At 64.2% G+C, this 17222-nt stretch carries 17 protein-coding genes; 12 read left to right on the plus strand and 5 right to left on the minus strand.

The features are described from left to right. Positions 1 to 37: 37 nt before the first annotated feature. Complete coding sequence (locus EB835_RS11625; RefSeq protein ID WP_135809634.1) at positions 38 to 1012, minus strand: quinone oxidoreductase family protein; 975 nt, start codon at positions 1010 to 1012, stop codon at positions 38 to 40. 44 nt (positions 1013 to 1056) lie between these two features. On the opposite strand from EB835_RS11625, the gene argC reads away from it, so the two are divergent. From argC to EB835_RS11665, 8 genes are all read left to right on the plus strand, one after another. Then, a complete protein-coding gene (gene argC / locus EB835_RS11630; protein WP_135809635.1) occupies positions 1057 to 2166 on the plus strand; it encodes an N-acetyl-gamma-glutamyl-phosphate reductase in 1110 nt (369 codons plus the stop codon). Then, positions 2163 to 3341, plus strand: coding sequence for a bifunctional glutamate N-acetyltransferase/amino-acid acetyltransferase ArgJ (argJ, locus tag EB835_RS11635; protein ID WP_135809636.1), 1179 nt, complete (start codon positions 2163 to 2165; stop codon positions 3339 to 3341). Before argC ends, argJ begins: the two co-directional genes overlap by 4 nt. 17 nt (positions 3342 to 3358) lie before the next feature. Next, the gene (gene argB / locus EB835_RS11640; RefSeq protein WP_135809652.1) at positions 3359 to 4318 is read left to right on the plus strand and encodes an acetylglutamate kinase; all 960 of its coding nucleotides are present in this window, start codon (positions 3359 to 3361) and stop codon (positions 4316 to 4318) included. Continuing rightward, entirely contained in the window at positions 4311 to 5615 is a 1305-nt protein-coding gene (locus tag EB835_RS11645; protein ID WP_135809637.1) for an acetylornithine transaminase, read from the plus strand. Before argB ends, EB835_RS11645 begins: the two co-directional genes overlap by 8 nt. Before the next feature lie 26 nt (positions 5616 to 5641). Continuing rightward, positions 5642 to 6565, plus strand: a complete 924-nt coding sequence (argF, locus tag EB835_RS11650) for an ornithine carbamoyltransferase (protein ID WP_135809638.1) — start codon at positions 5642 to 5644, stop codon at positions 6563 to 6565. Continuing rightward, positions 6562 to 7116, plus strand: a complete 555-nt coding sequence (locus EB835_RS11655) for an arginine repressor (protein ID WP_135809639.1) — start codon at positions 6562 to 6564, stop codon at positions 7114 to 7116. Before argF ends, EB835_RS11655 begins: the two co-directional genes overlap by 4 nt. A gap of 90 nt (positions 7117 to 7206) precedes the next feature. Next, positions 7207 to 8628: an argininosuccinate lyase gene (argH, locus tag EB835_RS11660; protein WP_135809640.1), complete on the plus strand. Its 1422-nt coding sequence runs from the start codon at positions 7207 to 7209 to the stop codon at positions 8626 to 8628. A 146-nt stretch (positions 8629 to 8774) separates the two neighbouring features. Continuing rightward, positions 8775 to 9008 (plus strand): hypothetical protein, encoded by a 234-nt coding sequence (locus EB835_RS11665; RefSeq protein WP_135809641.1) that lies wholly within the window; start codon positions 8775 to 8777, stop codon positions 9006 to 9008. Positions 9009 to 9022: 14 nt separating this feature from the next. On the opposite strand, the gene EB835_RS11670 is transcribed toward EB835_RS11665, so the two are convergent. The 3 genes from EB835_RS11670 to EB835_RS11680 form a co-directional block, all read right to left on the minus strand. Then, positions 9023 to 9508 carry an RES domain-containing protein gene (locus tag EB835_RS11670; protein WP_135809642.1) on the minus strand — a complete coding sequence of 162 codons (486 nt, stop codon included), beginning with the start codon at positions 9506 to 9508 and terminating at the stop codon, positions 9023 to 9025. Positions 9509 to 9753: 245 nt separating this feature from the next. Further along, positions 9754 to 10362, minus strand: coding sequence for a hypothetical protein (locus EB835_RS11675; protein ID WP_135809643.1), 609 nt, complete (start codon positions 10360 to 10362; stop codon positions 9754 to 9756). A gap of 633 nt (positions 10363 to 10995) precedes the next feature. Beyond that, a complete protein-coding gene (locus EB835_RS11680; RefSeq protein ID WP_240688703.1) occupies positions 10996 to 11739 on the minus strand; it encodes a LysR substrate-binding domain-containing protein in 744 nt (247 codons plus the stop codon). Between the two features lie 310 nt (positions 11740 to 12049). On the opposite strand from EB835_RS11680, the gene EB835_RS11685 reads away from it, so the two are divergent. The 4 genes from EB835_RS11685 (at position 12050) to EB835_RS11700 (ending at position 16618) form a co-directional block, all read left to right on the plus strand. Further along, complete coding sequence (locus tag EB835_RS11685) at positions 12050 to 13084, plus strand: MBL fold metallo-hydrolase (RefSeq protein ID WP_135809645.1); 1035 nt, start codon at positions 12050 to 12052, stop codon at positions 13082 to 13084. A gap of 7 nt (positions 13085 to 13091) precedes the next feature. Then, positions 13092 to 14495 (plus strand): MFS transporter, encoded by a 1404-nt coding sequence (locus tag EB835_RS11690; protein ID WP_135809646.1) that lies wholly within the window; start codon positions 13092 to 13094, stop codon positions 14493 to 14495. A gap of 115 nt (positions 14496 to 14610) precedes the next feature. Then, the gene (gene tyrS / locus EB835_RS11695) at positions 14611 to 15897 is read left to right on the plus strand and encodes a tyrosine--tRNA ligase (RefSeq protein WP_135809647.1); all 1287 of its coding nucleotides are present in this window, start codon (positions 14611 to 14613) and stop codon (positions 15895 to 15897) included. A gap of 319 nt (positions 15898 to 16216) precedes the next feature. Then, positions 16217 to 16618: a YccF domain-containing protein gene (locus EB835_RS11700; protein WP_135809653.1), complete on the plus strand. Its 402-nt coding sequence runs from the start codon at positions 16217 to 16219 to the stop codon at positions 16616 to 16618. A 258-nt stretch (positions 16619 to 16876) separates the two neighbouring features. Here EB835_RS11700 and EB835_RS20445 read toward each other — a convergent pair. Continuing rightward, the coding region (locus EB835_RS20445) for a hypothetical protein (RefSeq protein WP_205749928.1) at positions 16877 to 17222 on the minus strand (346 nt) is incomplete at its 5' end.

Consider the following 17222-nt stretch of genomic DNA (forward strand, 5'->3'; position numbering starts at 1 on the left):
ATATTGAGAGTCTTGAGCCCCAGGCGCTACCAGTGAATCACACCGTCAGCACAACCTTGCCGGTCGTCTCCCGCCCTTCAAGCGCCCGATGCGCATCTGCGGCATCGGCCAGCGCGAACGTCGCGCCGACGCGGAAGTTCAGCCAGCCGTGTTCGATGCCGTTGAAGAGCATTGCCGAACGCTTCGCCAGCTCCTCCGAGCTGCGGACGAACCATGCCAGTGACGGGCGGGACAGGAAGATTCCGCCCGACGAGTTCAGACGCTGAATGTCGAACGGCGGTACCTGACCCGAGGCCCCACCGAAGAGCACCATCGAACCCAGCGGCTTGATTGACGCCAACGACGCATCGAACGTGTCCTTGCCGACGCCGTCATACGCGACATCGACACCCTCACCGTCGGTGAGCTCCTTGACCTTCACCGTGATGTCCACGCCCTCGCCATAGAGGAACACGTCATCCGCGCCGGCCTTACGCGACAACTCCGCCTTCTCCTCAGTGCTCACCGTCGAGATGACATTGCCGCCCAAGTGCTTGATGATCTGAGTCAGCAGCAGCCCGACACCACCGGCACCGGCGTGGACGAGTGCCGTCTGGCCCGGCTTGATCTCATGCGAGCTCGTCGCCAGGTACTGTGCCGTCAGACCCTGCAGCGGCATCGCCGCAGCCACCTCGGCGCTCACGCCCTCCGGCACCCGCAGCAGACTATTCGTGTTCACGACGACCTGCGTCGCATACGATCCGGGAGCCTCATGCCAGGCGACACGGTCACCGACCTGCCAGGACTCGACACCCTCGCCCACCTTGGCGATGCGACCCGTGCCCTCGGACCCGACGATATGCGGGTACTCCATCGGATACACGCCCGAACGACGATACGTATCGATGAAGTTCACGCCCGCCGCCTCGACATCGACGAGCACCTCACCGGCACCCGGCTTCGGGGTCGGAACCTCACCGAACTGGAGCACCTCGGGTCCACCAGCCTGCATCGCACGCACTGCCTGGGTCATCACGCCTCCTGCATATAAATTAATTGCCTGGTATGGTTATACATATGAACGATCTTACGGTTGCCGTCTCCGGTGCCACCGGATACGCCGGGGGAGAGGTCCTCCGGCTGCTGAGCACTCACCCTCACTTGAACGTCACGACGGTGTGCGGACATTCCACTGCTGGCGAGAAGCTCGGCCGACATCAACCCCATCTTGCCCGATATTCCGACTTCGTGGTCCAAGAGTCCACCGCCGAGGTGCTCGCCGGCCACGATGTCGTCGTCCTCGCGCTCCCGCACGGACAGTCCGGACAGATCGCCGCCGAGCTCGAATCCACGAGTCCGGACACCCTCATCGTCGACCTCGCCGCCGACCACCGCCTCATCAGCGCCGCCGCCTGGGAGAAGTTCTACGGCTCCGACCACCAGGGCACCTGGACCTACGGACTGCCCGAACTCCTCACCTCAGGCGGCACTAAGCAGCGTGAGGCCCTGAAGTCCACGAAGCGCATCGCCGTGCCCGGCTGCAACGTCACCGCCGTGACGCTCGGCCTCGCACCGCTCATCCAGGCGGACCTCGCCGCACCTGCTGGACTCAACGCCGTGCTTGCCAATGGTGTCTCCGGAGCCGGGAAGGCACTCAAGCCGCATCTCACCGCAGCCGAGATCCTCGGCAACGCCTCCCCATACGGAACGGGCGGCACCCACCGGCACGTGCCCGAGGTCGAACAGAACCTCAACGGAGTCCTCGGCGCCGACGCGGCCGAGGGCCCCACCCGGATCTCCTTCACCCCGACCCTCGTGCCCATGGCCCGTGGCATCCTCGCGACCATCACCGCCGATGTCGGTGAAGGCATACCTCGGACGGCCGATGGACTCCTCGATGCCGCCGCGCTCAAGGACCAGTTGGCCGCGGCCTTCGCTCAGGCTTACGGCGACGAACCGTTCGTCCGCGTGCTGCCCGAAGGCCAGTGGCCGCAGACCGCAGCGACGACCGGGTCGAACGTGGCCCAAGTCCAGTTCACCGTCGACGAACGCGCCGAGAAGATCCTCGTCGTCGTGGCCTTGGACAACCTCGTCCGCGGCACCGCCGGACAGGCACTCCAATCCATCCACCTGGCACTCGGCCTCGACGAGGCCACCGCACTTCCCCTCGAAGGAGTCGCCCCATGAGCGTGACCGCACCCCTCGGCTTCAGCGCCGCAGGACTGACCGCCGGACTCAAACCCTCCGGCACCAAAGACCTCTCCCTCGTGGTCAACACCGGGCCGTCGGACGCCGTCGCCGCCGTCTATACGTCGAATCGGTGCAAGGCCAACCCCGTCCTCTGGTCCCAGAAGGTCTCGGCAGACGGGCACGCCCGCGCCGTCGTCCTCAACTCCGGGGGAGCCAACTGCTACACCGGCGACTTCGGGTTTGAGACGACCACCCTCACCGCCCAGACCGCCGCCCAGCTGCTCACCGAGACCGGCACCGACACCAGCCCCGAGGACATCCTCGTCTGCTCGACCGGACTCATCGGCGTCGGCGGCCAGGACTTCCGCGACGCGATCGTCGACAACCTCGCCCCACTCGTCGCCGCCGCCGACACCAGCGTCGAAGCCGGCCAGGCCGCGGCAGAGGCGATCATGACCACCGACACCGTCGCCAAGACCGCCACCCGCGAAGGTGCCTCCGGGTTCACGATCGGCGGCATGGCCAAGGGAGCAGGCATGCTCGCACCCGGTTTGGCGACCATGCTCGTCGTCATCACCACCGACGCTGCCGTCGACCAAACTGTGCTCGATGCGGCACTGCGGTCAGCGACGAACCAGTCCTTCGACCGCCTCGACACCGACGGATGCATGTCGACGAACGACACCGTCATCCTCATGTCCTCGGCCGCCCACGACGCCACCGTCGACACCGGTGAGTTCACGACCCTGGTCAGAGAGGTCTGCCTCGACCTCATGCACCAACTGCACGTCGACGCCGAAGGCGCCCACCACGACATCGCCATCACCACCCAAGGCGCGGCCAGCGAAGACGACGCCGTCACTGTGTCTCGCTCCGTGTCCCGGTCGGCCCTGTTCAAGGCCGCGATCTTCGGGGAGGACCCGAACTGGGGCCGCGTCGTCGCACAGGTGGGAACCACCTCGGCGGAGTTCGATCCCACTCAGATCGACGTGATCATCAACGGCATCGAAGTCTGCCGCGCCTCGGGACCGTTCGAAGACCCCGAGAAGGTCGAGTTCCGACGACAGGTCGACGTCGTCATCGACCTCCACGCAGGCGATCACACCGCCACGGTCTGGACCTCGGACCTCACCCACGATTACGTCGAAGAGAACAGCGCCTACTCCACATGAGCAGCAACCCGCACGATATGTCCACGAAATCCACCGCCGCCCGGCTCGCGGCCGCCCAGGTCAAGGCCGAAGCGCTCACCGAAGCGCTGCCCTGGATCAAGACCTTCGCCGGCGCCACCATCGTCATCAAATACGGCGGCAACGCGATGATCTCCCCGGAGCTCCAGCAGTCCTTCGCCGACGACATCGCCTTCCTCCGCTTCGCCGGCATCCGCCCCGTCGTCGTCCACGGCGGCGGCCCCCAGATCTCCGCAATGCTGAAACGTCTCGACATCGAATCCGAGTTCAAGGCCGGGCAGCGCGTGACCACCGAGGAAGCCGCCGAGGTCATCCGCATGGTCCTGTCCGGCCAGGTCAACCGCGACATCGTCTCCCGCATCAACCAGAACGGTGACGCCGCGATCGGCCTGTCCGGTGAGGACGCCGACCTCATGCTCGCGCACAAGACCACCGCCGAGGTGGACGGGCAGACCGTTGATCTCGGCCGGGTGGGCGAGATCGCCCAGGTGAATACGACCGTCCTTACCGAACTCCTCGACGCCGGACGGGTGCCCGTCATCTGCTCGATCGCCTCGGAGATCGGGGGAGAAGCGGGAAAGCCGCTGAACATCAACGCTGACCTGGCCGCCTCGGCGGTGGCGAAGGCACTGAAGGCGGACAAACTCATCATGCTCACCGATGTGCCCGGCCTCTACGCGAACTGGCCGGACACGTCCTCGCTCATCTCCCGCATCGGCCCGGCCAAGCTGCGCGAACTCCTGCCCTCACTGGATGCGGGCATGATCCCGAAGATGACCGCCGCCCTCGAAGCGATCGAGGACGGCGTGCAGCAGGCCCACATCATCGACGGCCGGATGGCGCATTCGCTGTTGCTCGAGGTCTTCACCTCGGAGGGCATCGGCACCATGGTCGAGGACACCATCGTCGAACCCGCACCGCTGGGCGACGGACACACCACGGAGGTCAATCATGACTGACACGACAGAGACACAGGGACAGGACGTTGCCGGATCGGCTACTGGTCAGGCTGCGGGCGATCGGGTGCAGGCCGATCAGGTGTATGCGGATCAGGCGCAGACGTGGCGTGATGACTTCTCCCGCGTGCTGTCCCCGGTGTTCGGGGCCCCGCAGCTCGACCTCGTCCGCGGTGAGGGCTCCTATGTGTGGGATGCCGCGGGCAAGCAGTACCTCGACCTGCTCGCCGGCATCGCCGTCAACGCGCTCGGCCACTGCCACCCCACCTGGGTCCAGGCCATCACCGAGCAGGCCTCGACGCTTGGGCACATCTCGAACTTCTTCACCTCCCCGGCGCAGATCGGCCTGGCCGAGAAGCTCCACGACGTCCTCGACCTGCCCGCCGGGTCCGCCGTGTTCTTCTCGAACTCCGGCACCGAAGCCAACGAGGCGGCCTTCAAGATGGCCCGCCGCGCCGGGGGAGGGGGACGCCCCTTCATCATCGCCATCGAGGGTGCCTTCCACGGCCGCACCATGGGAGCCCTGGCGCTGACGGCGAAGGAAGCCTACCGGGAACCCTTCGCCCCCGGTGTGCCCGGAGTCGTCCACGTCCCCTACGGTGACCTCGACGCCCTCGAGGCCGCGATCAACGAGAACACGGCCGCCGTGTTCATCGAACCCGTCCAGGGCGAGGTCGGAGTGCGCACGCACCCGGCCGGCTACCTCACTGCCGTCCGCGAACTGACGACGAAGGTCGGGGCACTCATGATCCTCGACGAGGTGCAGTCGGGCATCGGCCGCACCGGCTCCTGGTTCGCCCACCAGGATCCCGAGATCGGCGAGGGAGTCGTCCCCGACATCATCACCTCGGCGAAGGGACTCGGCGGCGGCATGCCCATCGGCGCGACCATCACCGTCGGCGATGCGAACACGAAGCTGCTCGAAGCCGGTCAGCACGGCACGACCTTCGGTGGCAACCCGATCGCGTGTGCCGCCGGACTTGCTGTGCTCGAGACCATCGAGTCGGACAACCTGCTGACCCATGTCGCCGAGGTCAGCGACTGGCTCAAGGCCCAGCTGGCGGACGTCGACGGCGTCGGTGAGATCACCGGCAAGGGACTGCTGCTCGGCCTCGAACTCACTGCCGGTGCTGACGGGCAGGTGCCGGACTCGAAGGCCGTGGCCGCCCGGGCGCTCGAGGCCGGGTTCATTATCAACCCCGTCGCTCCCGGCCGTCTGCGCCTGGCCCCGCCGCTGACCATCACCACGGAGGAGCTCACTCCGTTCGTCGAGGCTCTGCCCGGGCTCATCGCGGGCTGAACTCACTCTTCACCGAAGGACACGTTATGACACGCCACTTCCTCAAGGACACGGATCTCACTCCGGCCGAGCAGGCGCAGGTCCTCGACCTCGCCGTCGAACTCAAGGCCGCCCCGTACTCGCGGACTCCGCTGGCCGGCCCGCAGACCGCCGCGGTCATCTTCGACAAGACCTCGACGCGGACCCGCGTGTCCTTTGCCGCCGGGATCGCCGCGCTCGGGGGACAGCCGCTCATCATCAACCCCGGTGAGGCGCAGCTCGGGCACAAGGAATCCATCGCCGACACCGCCCGCGTGATGTCGCGAATGGTCTCGGCGATCATCTGGCGCACCTACGCCCAGTCCGGGCTCGAGGAAATGGCCGAGTACGCCACCGTGCCTGTCATCAACTCCCTGTCCGATGACTTCCACCCCTGCCAGATCCTCGCCGACCTGCTCACCATCCGCGAACACCGCGGCGACGTGGCCGGACAGACCATGACGTATTACGGGGACGGGGCGAACAACATGGCGAACTCGTACGCCCTCGGCGGAGTCACCGCCGGAATGCACGTGCGTATCGCAGCTCCGGCCGACTACCAGCCCGCCGAAGCGATCGTCGCCGAAGCCAACGCCCTGGCCCAGACGACCGGGGGATCGCTGACCGTCACCGACGATCCAGTAGCCGCCGCCCACGGTGCCGACGTGCTCGTCACCGACACCTGGGTGTCCATGGGCCAGGACTCTGCTGGCCGTGACGACGAGGCCTCCCCGTTCACGAAGTACCAGGTCAGCCAGGAACTCATGGAACTCGGCAACGACCCGATCTTCCTCCACTGCCTGCCCGCCTACCGCGGCAAAGAGGTCACGGCCGAGGTCATCGACGGCCCCGCCTCGGTGGTCTTCGACGAGGCCGAGAACCGCCTCCACGCGCAGAAGGCGCTGCTGACCTTCCTCCTGGAGAACCGATGAGCGAAAACGTGAGCGGCGGGACCGGCGGGGCGAGTGGCGGATCGAATTCGGCACCGCTGACGAAGACGGCCCGCCAGCAGAAGATCATCGACCTCATCACCCGCCAGTCCGTAAGGTCCCAGATCGAACTCGCCGAGGCGCTCGCCACCGACGGCATCACCGTCACCCAGGCGACGCTGTCGCGCGACCTCGCCGAGGTGGGGGCCGTGAAGATCCGATCAACCGCCGGATCCGTGTACGCCGTTCCCGGTGAGGGCGGGGACCGATCCCTGCAGCAGTCGACGGGAGAGTCCCTCGATGCGAAGCTGCCGCGGATCCTCGAAGAACTCCTCGTCTCCGCGGTCGCGCAGGACAATATGGTCGTGCTGCGCACCCCGCCGGGGGCGGCACAGTATCTGGCCTCGGCGATCGACCGGTCCTCAATGACCGGGATCTTCGGCACGCTGGCCGGCGACGACACGGTGCTCGTCATCGCCGACTCCTCGGTCGGGGGAGAGACCGTGGCCGAGACATTCCTCGAGTACGCGGCCGGCGGGCTGGCCGAGGGCTGAGCGCCACGGCAAACCTGGAACAATGACTAACGAATTTCATGACAATGATCGGACCGGCGCGGGAGCGTGTCGGTTGAGAAAGGACGAGCTGTGAGCGAACGACTGAGCCTGTGGGGCGGACGATTCTCCGACGGTCCGGCCGATGCCCTGGCCGCGCTGAGCAAGTCCACGGACTTCGACTGGCGCCTGGCGAAGTACGATATCGCCGGCTCCAAGGCCCACGCGAAGGTTCTCCACCACGCGGGCCTGCTCAGCGAGGATGAACTTGCCGGCATGACCGATGCGCTCGATGAGCTGCTGCGCCGCGTCGAGACCGGCGAATACGTGGCTGCGGAATCCGACGAGGACGTGCACTCCTCGCTCGAGCGCGGACTCATCGAGATCGCCGGACCCGAACTCGGCGGCAAACTGCGGGCCGGACGTTCACGCAATGACCAGATCGCGACGATGGGGCGGATGTACCTGCGCGATCATGCCCGTGAGGTCGCCGGCCTTGTCCTTGATGCCGTCGAGGTGCTCATTGCTCAGGCGGAAGCTCATCCCGAGGCACCGATGCCGGGACGCACCCACCTCCAGCACGCCCAGCCGGTGTTGCTGGCTCACCATCTGCTTGCTCATGCGTGGCCGCTGCTGCGCGACGTCGACCGGTTCGTCGACTTCGACTCACGGGCCGGGGTCTCCGCTTATGGTTCGGGTGCTCTGGCCGGGTCGTCGCTCGGGCTCGATCCGCAGGCCGTGGCCGCGGACCTCGGGTTCAACGATTCGGTGGAGAACTCGATCGACGGGACGGCCTCGCGCGACGTCTTTGCCGAGTACCAGTTCATCACGGCGATGATCGGCATCAACCTCTCGCGTCTGTCCGAGGAGGTCATCGCGTGGGCAACGAAGGAGTTCTCGTTCGTCACCCTCCACGACTCGTACTCGACCGGGTCGTCGATCATGCCGCAGAAGAAGAACCCGGACATCGCCGAGCTCACGCGTGGCAAGTCCGGTCGCCTGATCGGCGATCTGACCGGTCTGCTGTCGACGCTCAAGGCGCTGCCGCTGGCGTACAACCGGGACCTGCAGGAGGACAAGGAACCGGTTTTCGATGCCACGGACACGCTCGAACTGCTACTGCCGGCGTTCACCGGGATGATCGCGACGCTGACGTTCAACACCGAACGCATGGCCTACCTGGCACCGCGAGGGTTCGCGCTGGCCACAGACATCGCCGAGTGGCTCGTGCGTGAGGGCGTGCCGTTCCGTGTCGCCCATGAGCTCTCGGGCGCCTGCGTGCAGCTGGCCGAATCGCGTGACGTCGAACTGTGGGACCTGACCGACGAGGACTTTGCGGGGATCTCCGAGCATCTGACCCCGGCTGTGCGCGAGGTGCTCACGACGCTCGGGTCGATCGATTCCCGCAATGCGAAGGGCGGGACCGCCCGGTCGGCCGTCGACGCGCAGATCGCCAACGCCAAGGCCGAGGTCGCTCGCCTGCGCGAATTCGCTGGGTCTGCCCGGAGCGTGTGAGGACCGGTCGCATTGGAGCTTCCCCATTGAGGGAAGACTCATTGTGATAATGTGCGGACCGGTGTCCCGTGGGCAGCTGAGTTTGTCCTCAGCTTCTCCCGTGGCACCGGTTCTGCATATCGACGGTTTCTCGGGGAGGTCCCGACATGCGAAAGTTCCTGCTCACCAGCGGCTTTGCCCTGATCGTCGGCGGTGCGGCGATGTACGCGATGGGACTTTACGACAACACCAAACCGACCGGAGGCGGCGCCAACATCGGAGCCGGCATGCTGGCGGTGCTCGGTGAGGCCCTCGGAATCATCGGCGTCTGCGCTGTTGTCGCCTCAGGCATTACGACGTTGGTCGTCTGGTTGAGGAAGCGCGCTTCTGCGCACCGGTGAGTCGGGATACGGCCTCAGCTGAGAGGCGAGATTACGGTAACGCCGAGGTCCTCGAGCAGCTCGTCTAAGACGATGCGTCCGGCGCCTTCGCCGATCGATCCGACCGCTGTCAGCGACTGAGTGAGAGCCAGAGCATCGCGGCCTTTGGCCAATCGGTCGGCGAACAGGACGAGGGTTTCGGCATCGGGGCGGTGGCTGATCTCAGTCTGGCGAGAGTGCCAGACGATTCCCGCAAGATTCTGCGCAGACGCATGGATGGCCTTGGCAATGGTGCGCGTGCACGGGTAGTGCTCTTGCGCTGAGGACGCGATTGCGGGACGTGGGATATTCAGCTTCGTCAACGTCGAATTGCGCAAGTCGGCCACATCTAGGGTCTCGGTCGTCTCCAATCCGACGTGAAGCTGCCCATAGAATCGGGCCTCGGAGACCTCGCGCACGACCCAATCGCCGACGTCGCGCAGCACCGTCTCCAGTAGGGCGGCGTGGGGAGTCTTCGCCAAGCAGACAGTCGGAACTCGGATATCAGTTCCTGCCTCGTTGAAGGGCGAGAACCTTGCGTCACCGTACCCGGGGTTGGCCTCGGTATGACCGAACCGTGAGCTGTAGACCCGATGCCATGTGCTGCCTTCGCTGATTGTGCACGTCGGCAATTGCCCTGAGCGCGCGAGTTCAGTCAGGGCATCGGTGGCGACGGGGCAGTGGTCTGGTGCTGGGCACTCGAGGTCTTCGGGTGCGAAGACAAGTCTCATGCGCCGACAGGAAAGGTGAGGTCGGCAACCTGACGCTCGACGGCACGAATGACTCGTTTCCGGTCCGTGACGATCGCGTCGGCGGGGATCTCCCCGCTGAGCAGTCCGGTAGGACTGGTCAACCACGACCACAAGGACCACGGTTCCATACCTGCAGCCAACAGCGGTTTGACGAGCTGCTCGCTGACGAGCTCGTCGAGCTGCCCGTCCGCGGAGAGCTGGATGGAGGGGATGAGCGTCTTCCCCTTGACCTCGACGGTGAACAGCAGATTGTCTCTCCGAAGCCGATTGACCCACGACCGTGCACCGCTTTCTCTGGTTCCACGGAGCTCTGCAAGAGTCTTGTAGGTGGCTGCGCCTTCGACTTCGATGAGTCGGACACGTGCGTCGGCGGTGCGAACTGCCTGCTTCTGTGTGGCCTCAGAAATCAGAGGGAGGTCGTTGACATAGGCCCGGTCCACTGTGGCGCGGAGCTCGGCTCGCGCTTGGATCCGGAGCTGGACGTGTTTGGCATGAGCTTTGATCACGTCCTGAGCCTCAGCCTGAGTCAGCCCATATAGATCGAGCTTGGCCGTCTGCTCCGATTCGTGCGCTTGAGCGGTCATTGTTGCCTCCTCGAATACATTCAGTCTAACAGTTGCAACATGCCACAATCTAGTGTTGCGTGGAATTTGGATCCGGAGAAGCGGGCTCTACGAGACACCAAACCGACCTGAGGAAACGAACTTCGTGCAGCTTGTCGTGAGCGGCGCCGTTCTGGCGGTGCATGACGGTCCGCGGTCGGTGATGAAGAGCGGACGCATCTGGCTCTTCGGCACGACGAGTCCGATCGTCAGCTCGCAGGGCGGCGAAGATCAGCTCCGGAAGGAACCGGATCTCCCGCTCGGTGATCAATGACCTTGAAGTATGGAAGCTGCGATCAGCACATAAATCGCGAAGACAGCGTGTACTTGCGAGGTTGCCGACAGCGTTCTGCGGAAAGGCAATCAGCGTGATCTCCATCGTACGGATCGACTCACCGTTCTCTTGAACCGGACTGTGGACGTGTCTGGGATGTGGGCGCCTCTCGGTTCGATGCAACGGTGCGCTCGACACAATGACCCGGACTCAGGCGCCTGATATATTTCGATTCGTGAATGCGCTTGAGGTCTAGCTGCATTCATCGTGATGATCGGGACGGAGAGAACTGCACGGACCGAATGGCGTAACTGATGCCCCGTGGACTAGTGAGTATCTCCTCAGCTGCTCTTGATTTGTTCCTGTACTTTCCACCGATGGGGATCGGTATCGGCAGCGATCCGCCGAAGGACGTCCAAAGCTGCAACCAGCTTCTTCGACAATCTGGCACCGGACATCGTCACTCCAACGATCGTGTTCGCGAATTCCGGATTCGTGACCGGCAAGTACCGTACCGGCATGCCCTGAAAGGTCAAAGTGTCAGGGTGAGGAACTGCGTTGGCGAGGGAGAATCCGAGACCCCAGCCCACCATCGACCGGATTGTCTCTGCGTTGGGGATCAGCCAACGCACGGATGGCTCATGGCCGACTCCGCGGATCTGACTGACCAGCAGATCTGCTGTCGGCGGAGAATCAAGCAATATCAGCGGATCGTCGATGAGTTCGGCAATATCGACCCCATCTTTGTCCGCTACAGGATGATCGGCCGAGACTACGGCGTGGAGTTGCACTTCGGCGAGGTCGTGCCTGGTGACCCCCTCGATCTGAATCTGTTTGCGGTACATGACTGCGACATCGACCTCTCCGTTGAGAACCATCTGCTGGATGGTCATGGGGTGGGCCTCGATGAAACTGAGGTCGATCTTCGGGTGATGCTTGGCTATCTCAGATGCGGTGGCGGGCAGCATGCGAGGTGCCGCCGTCGGTATGCAGCCGATCCGCAGTGGCCCCTGCAGGAGAGACGACTCGTCATTGAGTGATTCGACAGCTTCCGAGACGGTGGACAGGATCTCCCTGGCACGCATTCCGAACTCTCGGCCGGCACTCGTCGGGCGGGCTCGCCGAGCCGGACCACGTGCGATGAGCGTGACCTTCAACCTCTTCTCCAGCTGCGCCAGGGCTGCAGAGACCGTTGCCTGTGACACGCGACAATCCTTCGCTGCGTCGCTCACCGATCCGCGATCGAGGACAGCGAGAAAGTACTCGAGCTGGCGAAGCGTGATGTCAGTCATAGTCAGAGTCTATATTCAAGCCAGTAAAATTTTGCTTTTCTTTTTAATCCCGAGAAGAAAGACTGAGAGGGTCAAAGACGCAGCAACTCGAAAGTGGCAGTTCATGAACGATTCGAAGATGAAGGTAGTCACCCTGGGTACCGCCGGGGGCCCGCGCTGGTGGAAGGGAGATCGCAAGGACAGGGCGGGGATCTCGACGGCGATCGTCGTCAAGGATCGCTTCTACCTTGTCGATGCGGGTCATGGCGTCGGCCGCAGAGTCCGGCAGGCGGGCCTCGAACTCGAGAACCTCGGCGGAGTCTTCATCACCCATCTGCACTCTGATCACACCATCGACGTGCCATCGCTCATCGTCTTCGGCATGCACGAACTGCAGGAGCGGGTCGACGATCCCGTCGCGCTCGTCGGCCCCGGGCCCCGCGGTGCGCTTCCCCCGATCTCCTCCCGGGCCGAGGTGATGCCGCAGCCCGTCGCCCCGGACAACCCCACCCCCGGGATCGCTGGCATGTTCAGCAACATCGTGGCCGCCTATGCGACGGACCTCAACGATCGCGTGCTCGACTCGCTCCGTCCATCTCCCGAGCTGCTCTTCGACCCTCGTGAGATCGCCGTCCCCGACTCCGCCGGATACCATCCGAACGACGCGCCGACGCCGGACATGGAACCCTTCGTCGTTTTCGAAGACGACCTCGTCACCGTGACAGCCATTCTCGTCGAGCATCCTCCGATCGCCCCGGCCTTCGCCTTCCGCTTCGACAGCGCCTACGGTTCGGTGACGATCTCCGGCGACACCTGCGAAACCCCGAACCTCGTCCGACTGGCCCAGGAAACTGACCTCCTCCTCCACGAAGCCATCGATTTCGAGTGGGTCGACTCGATGTACGCGCACCGCACCGACGACGAAGGACGGGCCTCCCGCGACCACCACTACAAATCCCATACCTCGGTCGAAGGGGCCATCCGCATGGCCGCGGCGGCCGGGGCACGCACGCTCGCGCTACACCACCTCGTCCCCGGCTCCGCAGACGACGCAGTCTGGGCACAGGGAGCCGACTTCTTCGACGGGGCTTTCCTGGTCCCCGAAGACCTCGACACCATCGACATCTCGACACCCGCCTACTCGATGACCAGGAGCTGAGAAGACCATGCAGGACAACAAGGGCGTTGCTGACGGGGACGGTCTCCAGACCTCCCTGAGAACACCGGAGATGCGACGAATCCTCACATCGAGCTTCGTCGGATCGGCTATCGAATTCTACGATTTCATCCTCTATGCGACAGCTTCGTCGATCGTCTTCGCGAACCTCTTCTTCGCAAGCCTCGGACCCGGACTGTCGTTGTTCGCCTCCTTCAGCACCCTGGCCGCAGGCTATCTGGCCCGACCGCTGGGCGGAATCGTCTTCGGACATTTCGGTGACCGAGTCGGCCGGAAGAAGGCGCTCATCGTCTCCATGGTGATGATGGGAAGCGTGACGGTGATCATCGGACTCATGCCTGCGACCGCCTCGATCGGCATCATCGCACCGATCTCCCTCTTCACTCTGCGCATTATCCAGGGCATCGCAGTTGGCGGCGAGTGGGGCGGTGCGGCGCTGATGGCGCTCGAGCATGCGCCGAAGTCCCGGCGCGGACTGGCCGCGGCCTTTGCGAACGCAGGAGGGCCGGCAGGAGCCATTCTCGCGACCCTTGTCCTTTCGCTCACGGCGGCGCTGACCGGGGATGGCTTCGCGACGTGGGGATGGCGTCTGCCGTTCCTCCTGTCGGCGGTGCTCATCGTCATCGGTCTCGTGATCCGCCTCAAGGTCAGCGAGACGCCCGCATTCAGGCAGCTCGAAGTCGAGAGCGAAGAGAGAAAGGTGCCGCTTCTGACAGTGTTCAAGAGCTATAAGCGACAGGTTCTCATCGCCCGCTTCGCGACGATGACGATCTATGTCACGCAGGGCCTGACCACCGTGTGGGGAGTCTCTGTGGCCGTCGCGGCCGGAGAGGATAAGTCCGAGGTCCTCAATTGGAAAGCAGTCGGCGCGCTGACGACGCTCATCGTGACGTTCATCATCGCTCGACTCAGTGATCGCATCGGTCGCAAGCGGACCCTCATCGCCGCGCACGTCGTGGCGGCAGTCCTTGCCCTTCCGCTCGTCCTGCTCATCATCAGCGGCGATATCAACCAGTACGCCCTTGCGATCATCGTCGGCAACGGCATCGTCCAGGGCCTGTGTTTCGGTCCGATCGCCGCCTATGTCTCTGAACTGTTTCCGGCGGCCGTGCGCTACACGGGAGCCTCAGTCGGATACCAGCTCGCAGCCGCCCTTGGTGCCGGTTTGTCCCCGATGATCGCCTCGGTGCTCATCATGGTCCCAGGGGCCGGCCCTTACCTCATCGGCGGCGTGTGGGCTCTCGTCGCACTCGCTGGAATCGCTGCTGTCGCACTGGGACGCCCATTCGATGAGACCAGCTCGACTGCGGAGACCAGCTCGGATCAGGTGCCCGACCACGGGCATGAGGTGGAGGAAAGCGCTGCGCCGCAGACTCTCGGTGCTGAGCGCTGAGGAAGAGCATCATCCTCCCTCCTTTCAGGCGCGGCACCGACCACGGACGTCCACCCCGTAGAATTGACCGCGTCGGCCCTGAGCCGACACACCACACAGATTCGAAAGGACCGAAGTGACCGACATCTTCAGCGAACTCAAGGCCCGCGGGCTCGTCGCAGTTTCCACCGACGAGGCCGCCCTGCAGAAAGCCCTGGCCGAGGAGTCGCTGACCTATTATGTCGGTTTCGATCCCACCGCCCCGAGCCTGCACATGGGCAATCTCGTCCAGCTGCTCACCGCCGCCCGCCTCCAGCGGGCCGGGCACAATCCGCTTGCGCTCGTCGGTGGTGCCACCGGACTCATCGGCGATCCGCGCATGTCGGGGGAGCGGACGCTCAACCCGCGTGAGGTCGTCGAAGAATGGGTGAACAAGATCCGCGCCCAGGTCGAGAAGTTCCTCGACTTCGATGGACCCCATGCCGCACAGATCGTCAACAACCTCGACTGGACCTCGGGGCTGTCGGCCATCGACTTCCTCCGCGACATCGGCAAGCACTTTCCGGTCAACCGGATGCTCGCGAAGGAATCCGTCTCCGCGCGCCTCAACAGCGAAGCCGGCATCTCCTTCACCGAGTTCTCGTACCAGATCCTCCAGGGCAACGACTACCTCGAGCTCAACCGCCGCTACGGCTGCACCCTGCAGACCGGCGGCTCCGACCAGTGGGGCAACCTCACCTCGGGCGTCGACCTCATCCGTCGTGTCGAGCAGAAGTCCGTCCACGCCCTGGCCACCCCGCTGATCACGAAGGCCGACGGCACGAAGTTCGGCAAGACCGAATCCGGCACCGTGTGGCTGGATTCGTCTCTGACCAGCCCGTACGCGTTCAGCCAGTTCTGGCTCAACGCCGATGACCGCGACGTGGTGAAGTACCTCAAGGTCTTCTCGCTGCGCCCGCTCGACGAGATCGAGACCATCGAAGCCGAGTTCACCGCGGCCCCGCACACCCGTGTGGCGCAGAAGGCCCTCGCCGAGGATGTCACCACCCTCGTCCACGGGCGCCAAGCTTACGAACAGGCCATCGCCGCAGCCTCCGCACTCTTCGGCGGCGGAGAGCTCGCCGGCCTCGACGGCGCGACCCTGGGCGCCGCCACTGCCGAGCTGCCCCGCGGCGACGTGGCAGCGTCTCAGCTGTCCGAAGGTCTGCCCGTGGCCGACGCTTTCGTCGCCGCCGGCATCGTCAAGTCCAAAGGCGAGGCCCGCCGCGCTATCAAGGACGGCGGAGCGTACGTCAACAACGTCAAGGTCTCCGACCAGGAACAGACCCTGACTTCCACCGAGGTGCTCCCGACCGAAGCCGGAGGAGTGATCCTCCTGCGCCGGGGCAAGAAGACGCTCGGGGCCGTTGACATCGTCAACTGAGCACCATCGTCATCAACGACACCGTGCCGTCCCTGGCTGGGAGGCACGGTGTTGTTGTATTCGGGACTGTCTTCCACGGTCACAACCACCGATCTTGTGAAGTCCGAATACAAGTAATGAGCTTGTCGGCGCGGCAGTCGCCCTCGCACAGCAACCAGTCTCGCGCTGCAACCAGCGCCGCATTGCGGCCAACCCTCCGACACTCTTGAGGGAAAGCACCATGGCGTGGCCGACGTTCATCCGACAGACTGGAACCGAATCCGCAACCCGCGAGCTCACCCACAACGAGCATCGCGTGACGACAACGAACGAGGAGCCCATGCGCACCCTGCTCAACATCATCTGGTTCATCTTCTCCGGCCTCTGGCTGGCACTCGGATATTGGGCCGCCGGCATCATCGCCTGCATCTTCATCGTCACCATCCCCTGGGGTATCGCGTCCTTCCGCATCGGCAACTACGCCCTTTGGCCCTTCGGCCGCGAAGTCATCGAAACCCGCCCGGCAGGGGTAGCGACCACACTGGGCAACATCATCTGGCTCGTCGTCGCCGGCGTCTGGCTGGCCATCGGCCACGTCGTCACCTCGATCCCACTGTTCGTCTCCATCATCGGAATCCCGCTCGGCTGGGCGAACATCAAACTCATCCCCGTATCGCTCATGCCCCTGGGCAAGCAGATCGTCGACAGCGACCGACTCATGCCCGGCTACCGCGGAGCCTGAACGACCCCCTCGCCGAGGCAGCCGCCCGGTCCCAGCAGAACCGCGCCCCGTGGTGGCCCCGCGATCCCTGAGAAATCAAGGATCGCGGGGCCTCGTGCATGGTCGGTGACGGGTGTCACAGCGCGATTTCCGGTTTCGAGTTGCACGGTCTCGATGGAGTGGTCTAGAGTTATATCTCGTTGCCCCGACGGAAACAACGTCTTCGAGACAGAGTTTCTGCCGGGTCTGACCAGGACAAACAGGGTTTGTTCCGATGGGTCAGGATTCCGGGTGGGTGACACATAATGAAGCTGATACCCCCAGTGAACACGCCTGTTTGTGTGGTGTGGTGATGGGTGTGTGTTTGTGGTTTGAGAATCCAATAGCGTGTTTGTTTGAACAAGTTGTGATGCCAGAACATTTGATTATTTCTGGTGAGACAATCACACGATCAGGCATCCGGTTCATCCTGTGTGGGTGGTTCTTCGCCGAACCATTCATCGTGGTGGGTGTTGTGGGTGTGTGGTCGTTTTTTTTGGTCAACCTTCTCACCCCTGTGAGGGGTTGGCTGTCTTGCTGGGATTCATACTGCAACATAATTTTTTTATGGAGAGTTTGATCCTGG

This window comes from Brevibacterium sp. S22 (genome assembly GCF_004745485.1).
In the GTDB taxonomy this organism is placed as follows: Bacteria; Actinomycetota; Actinomycetes; order Actinomycetales; family Brevibacteriaceae; genus Brevibacterium.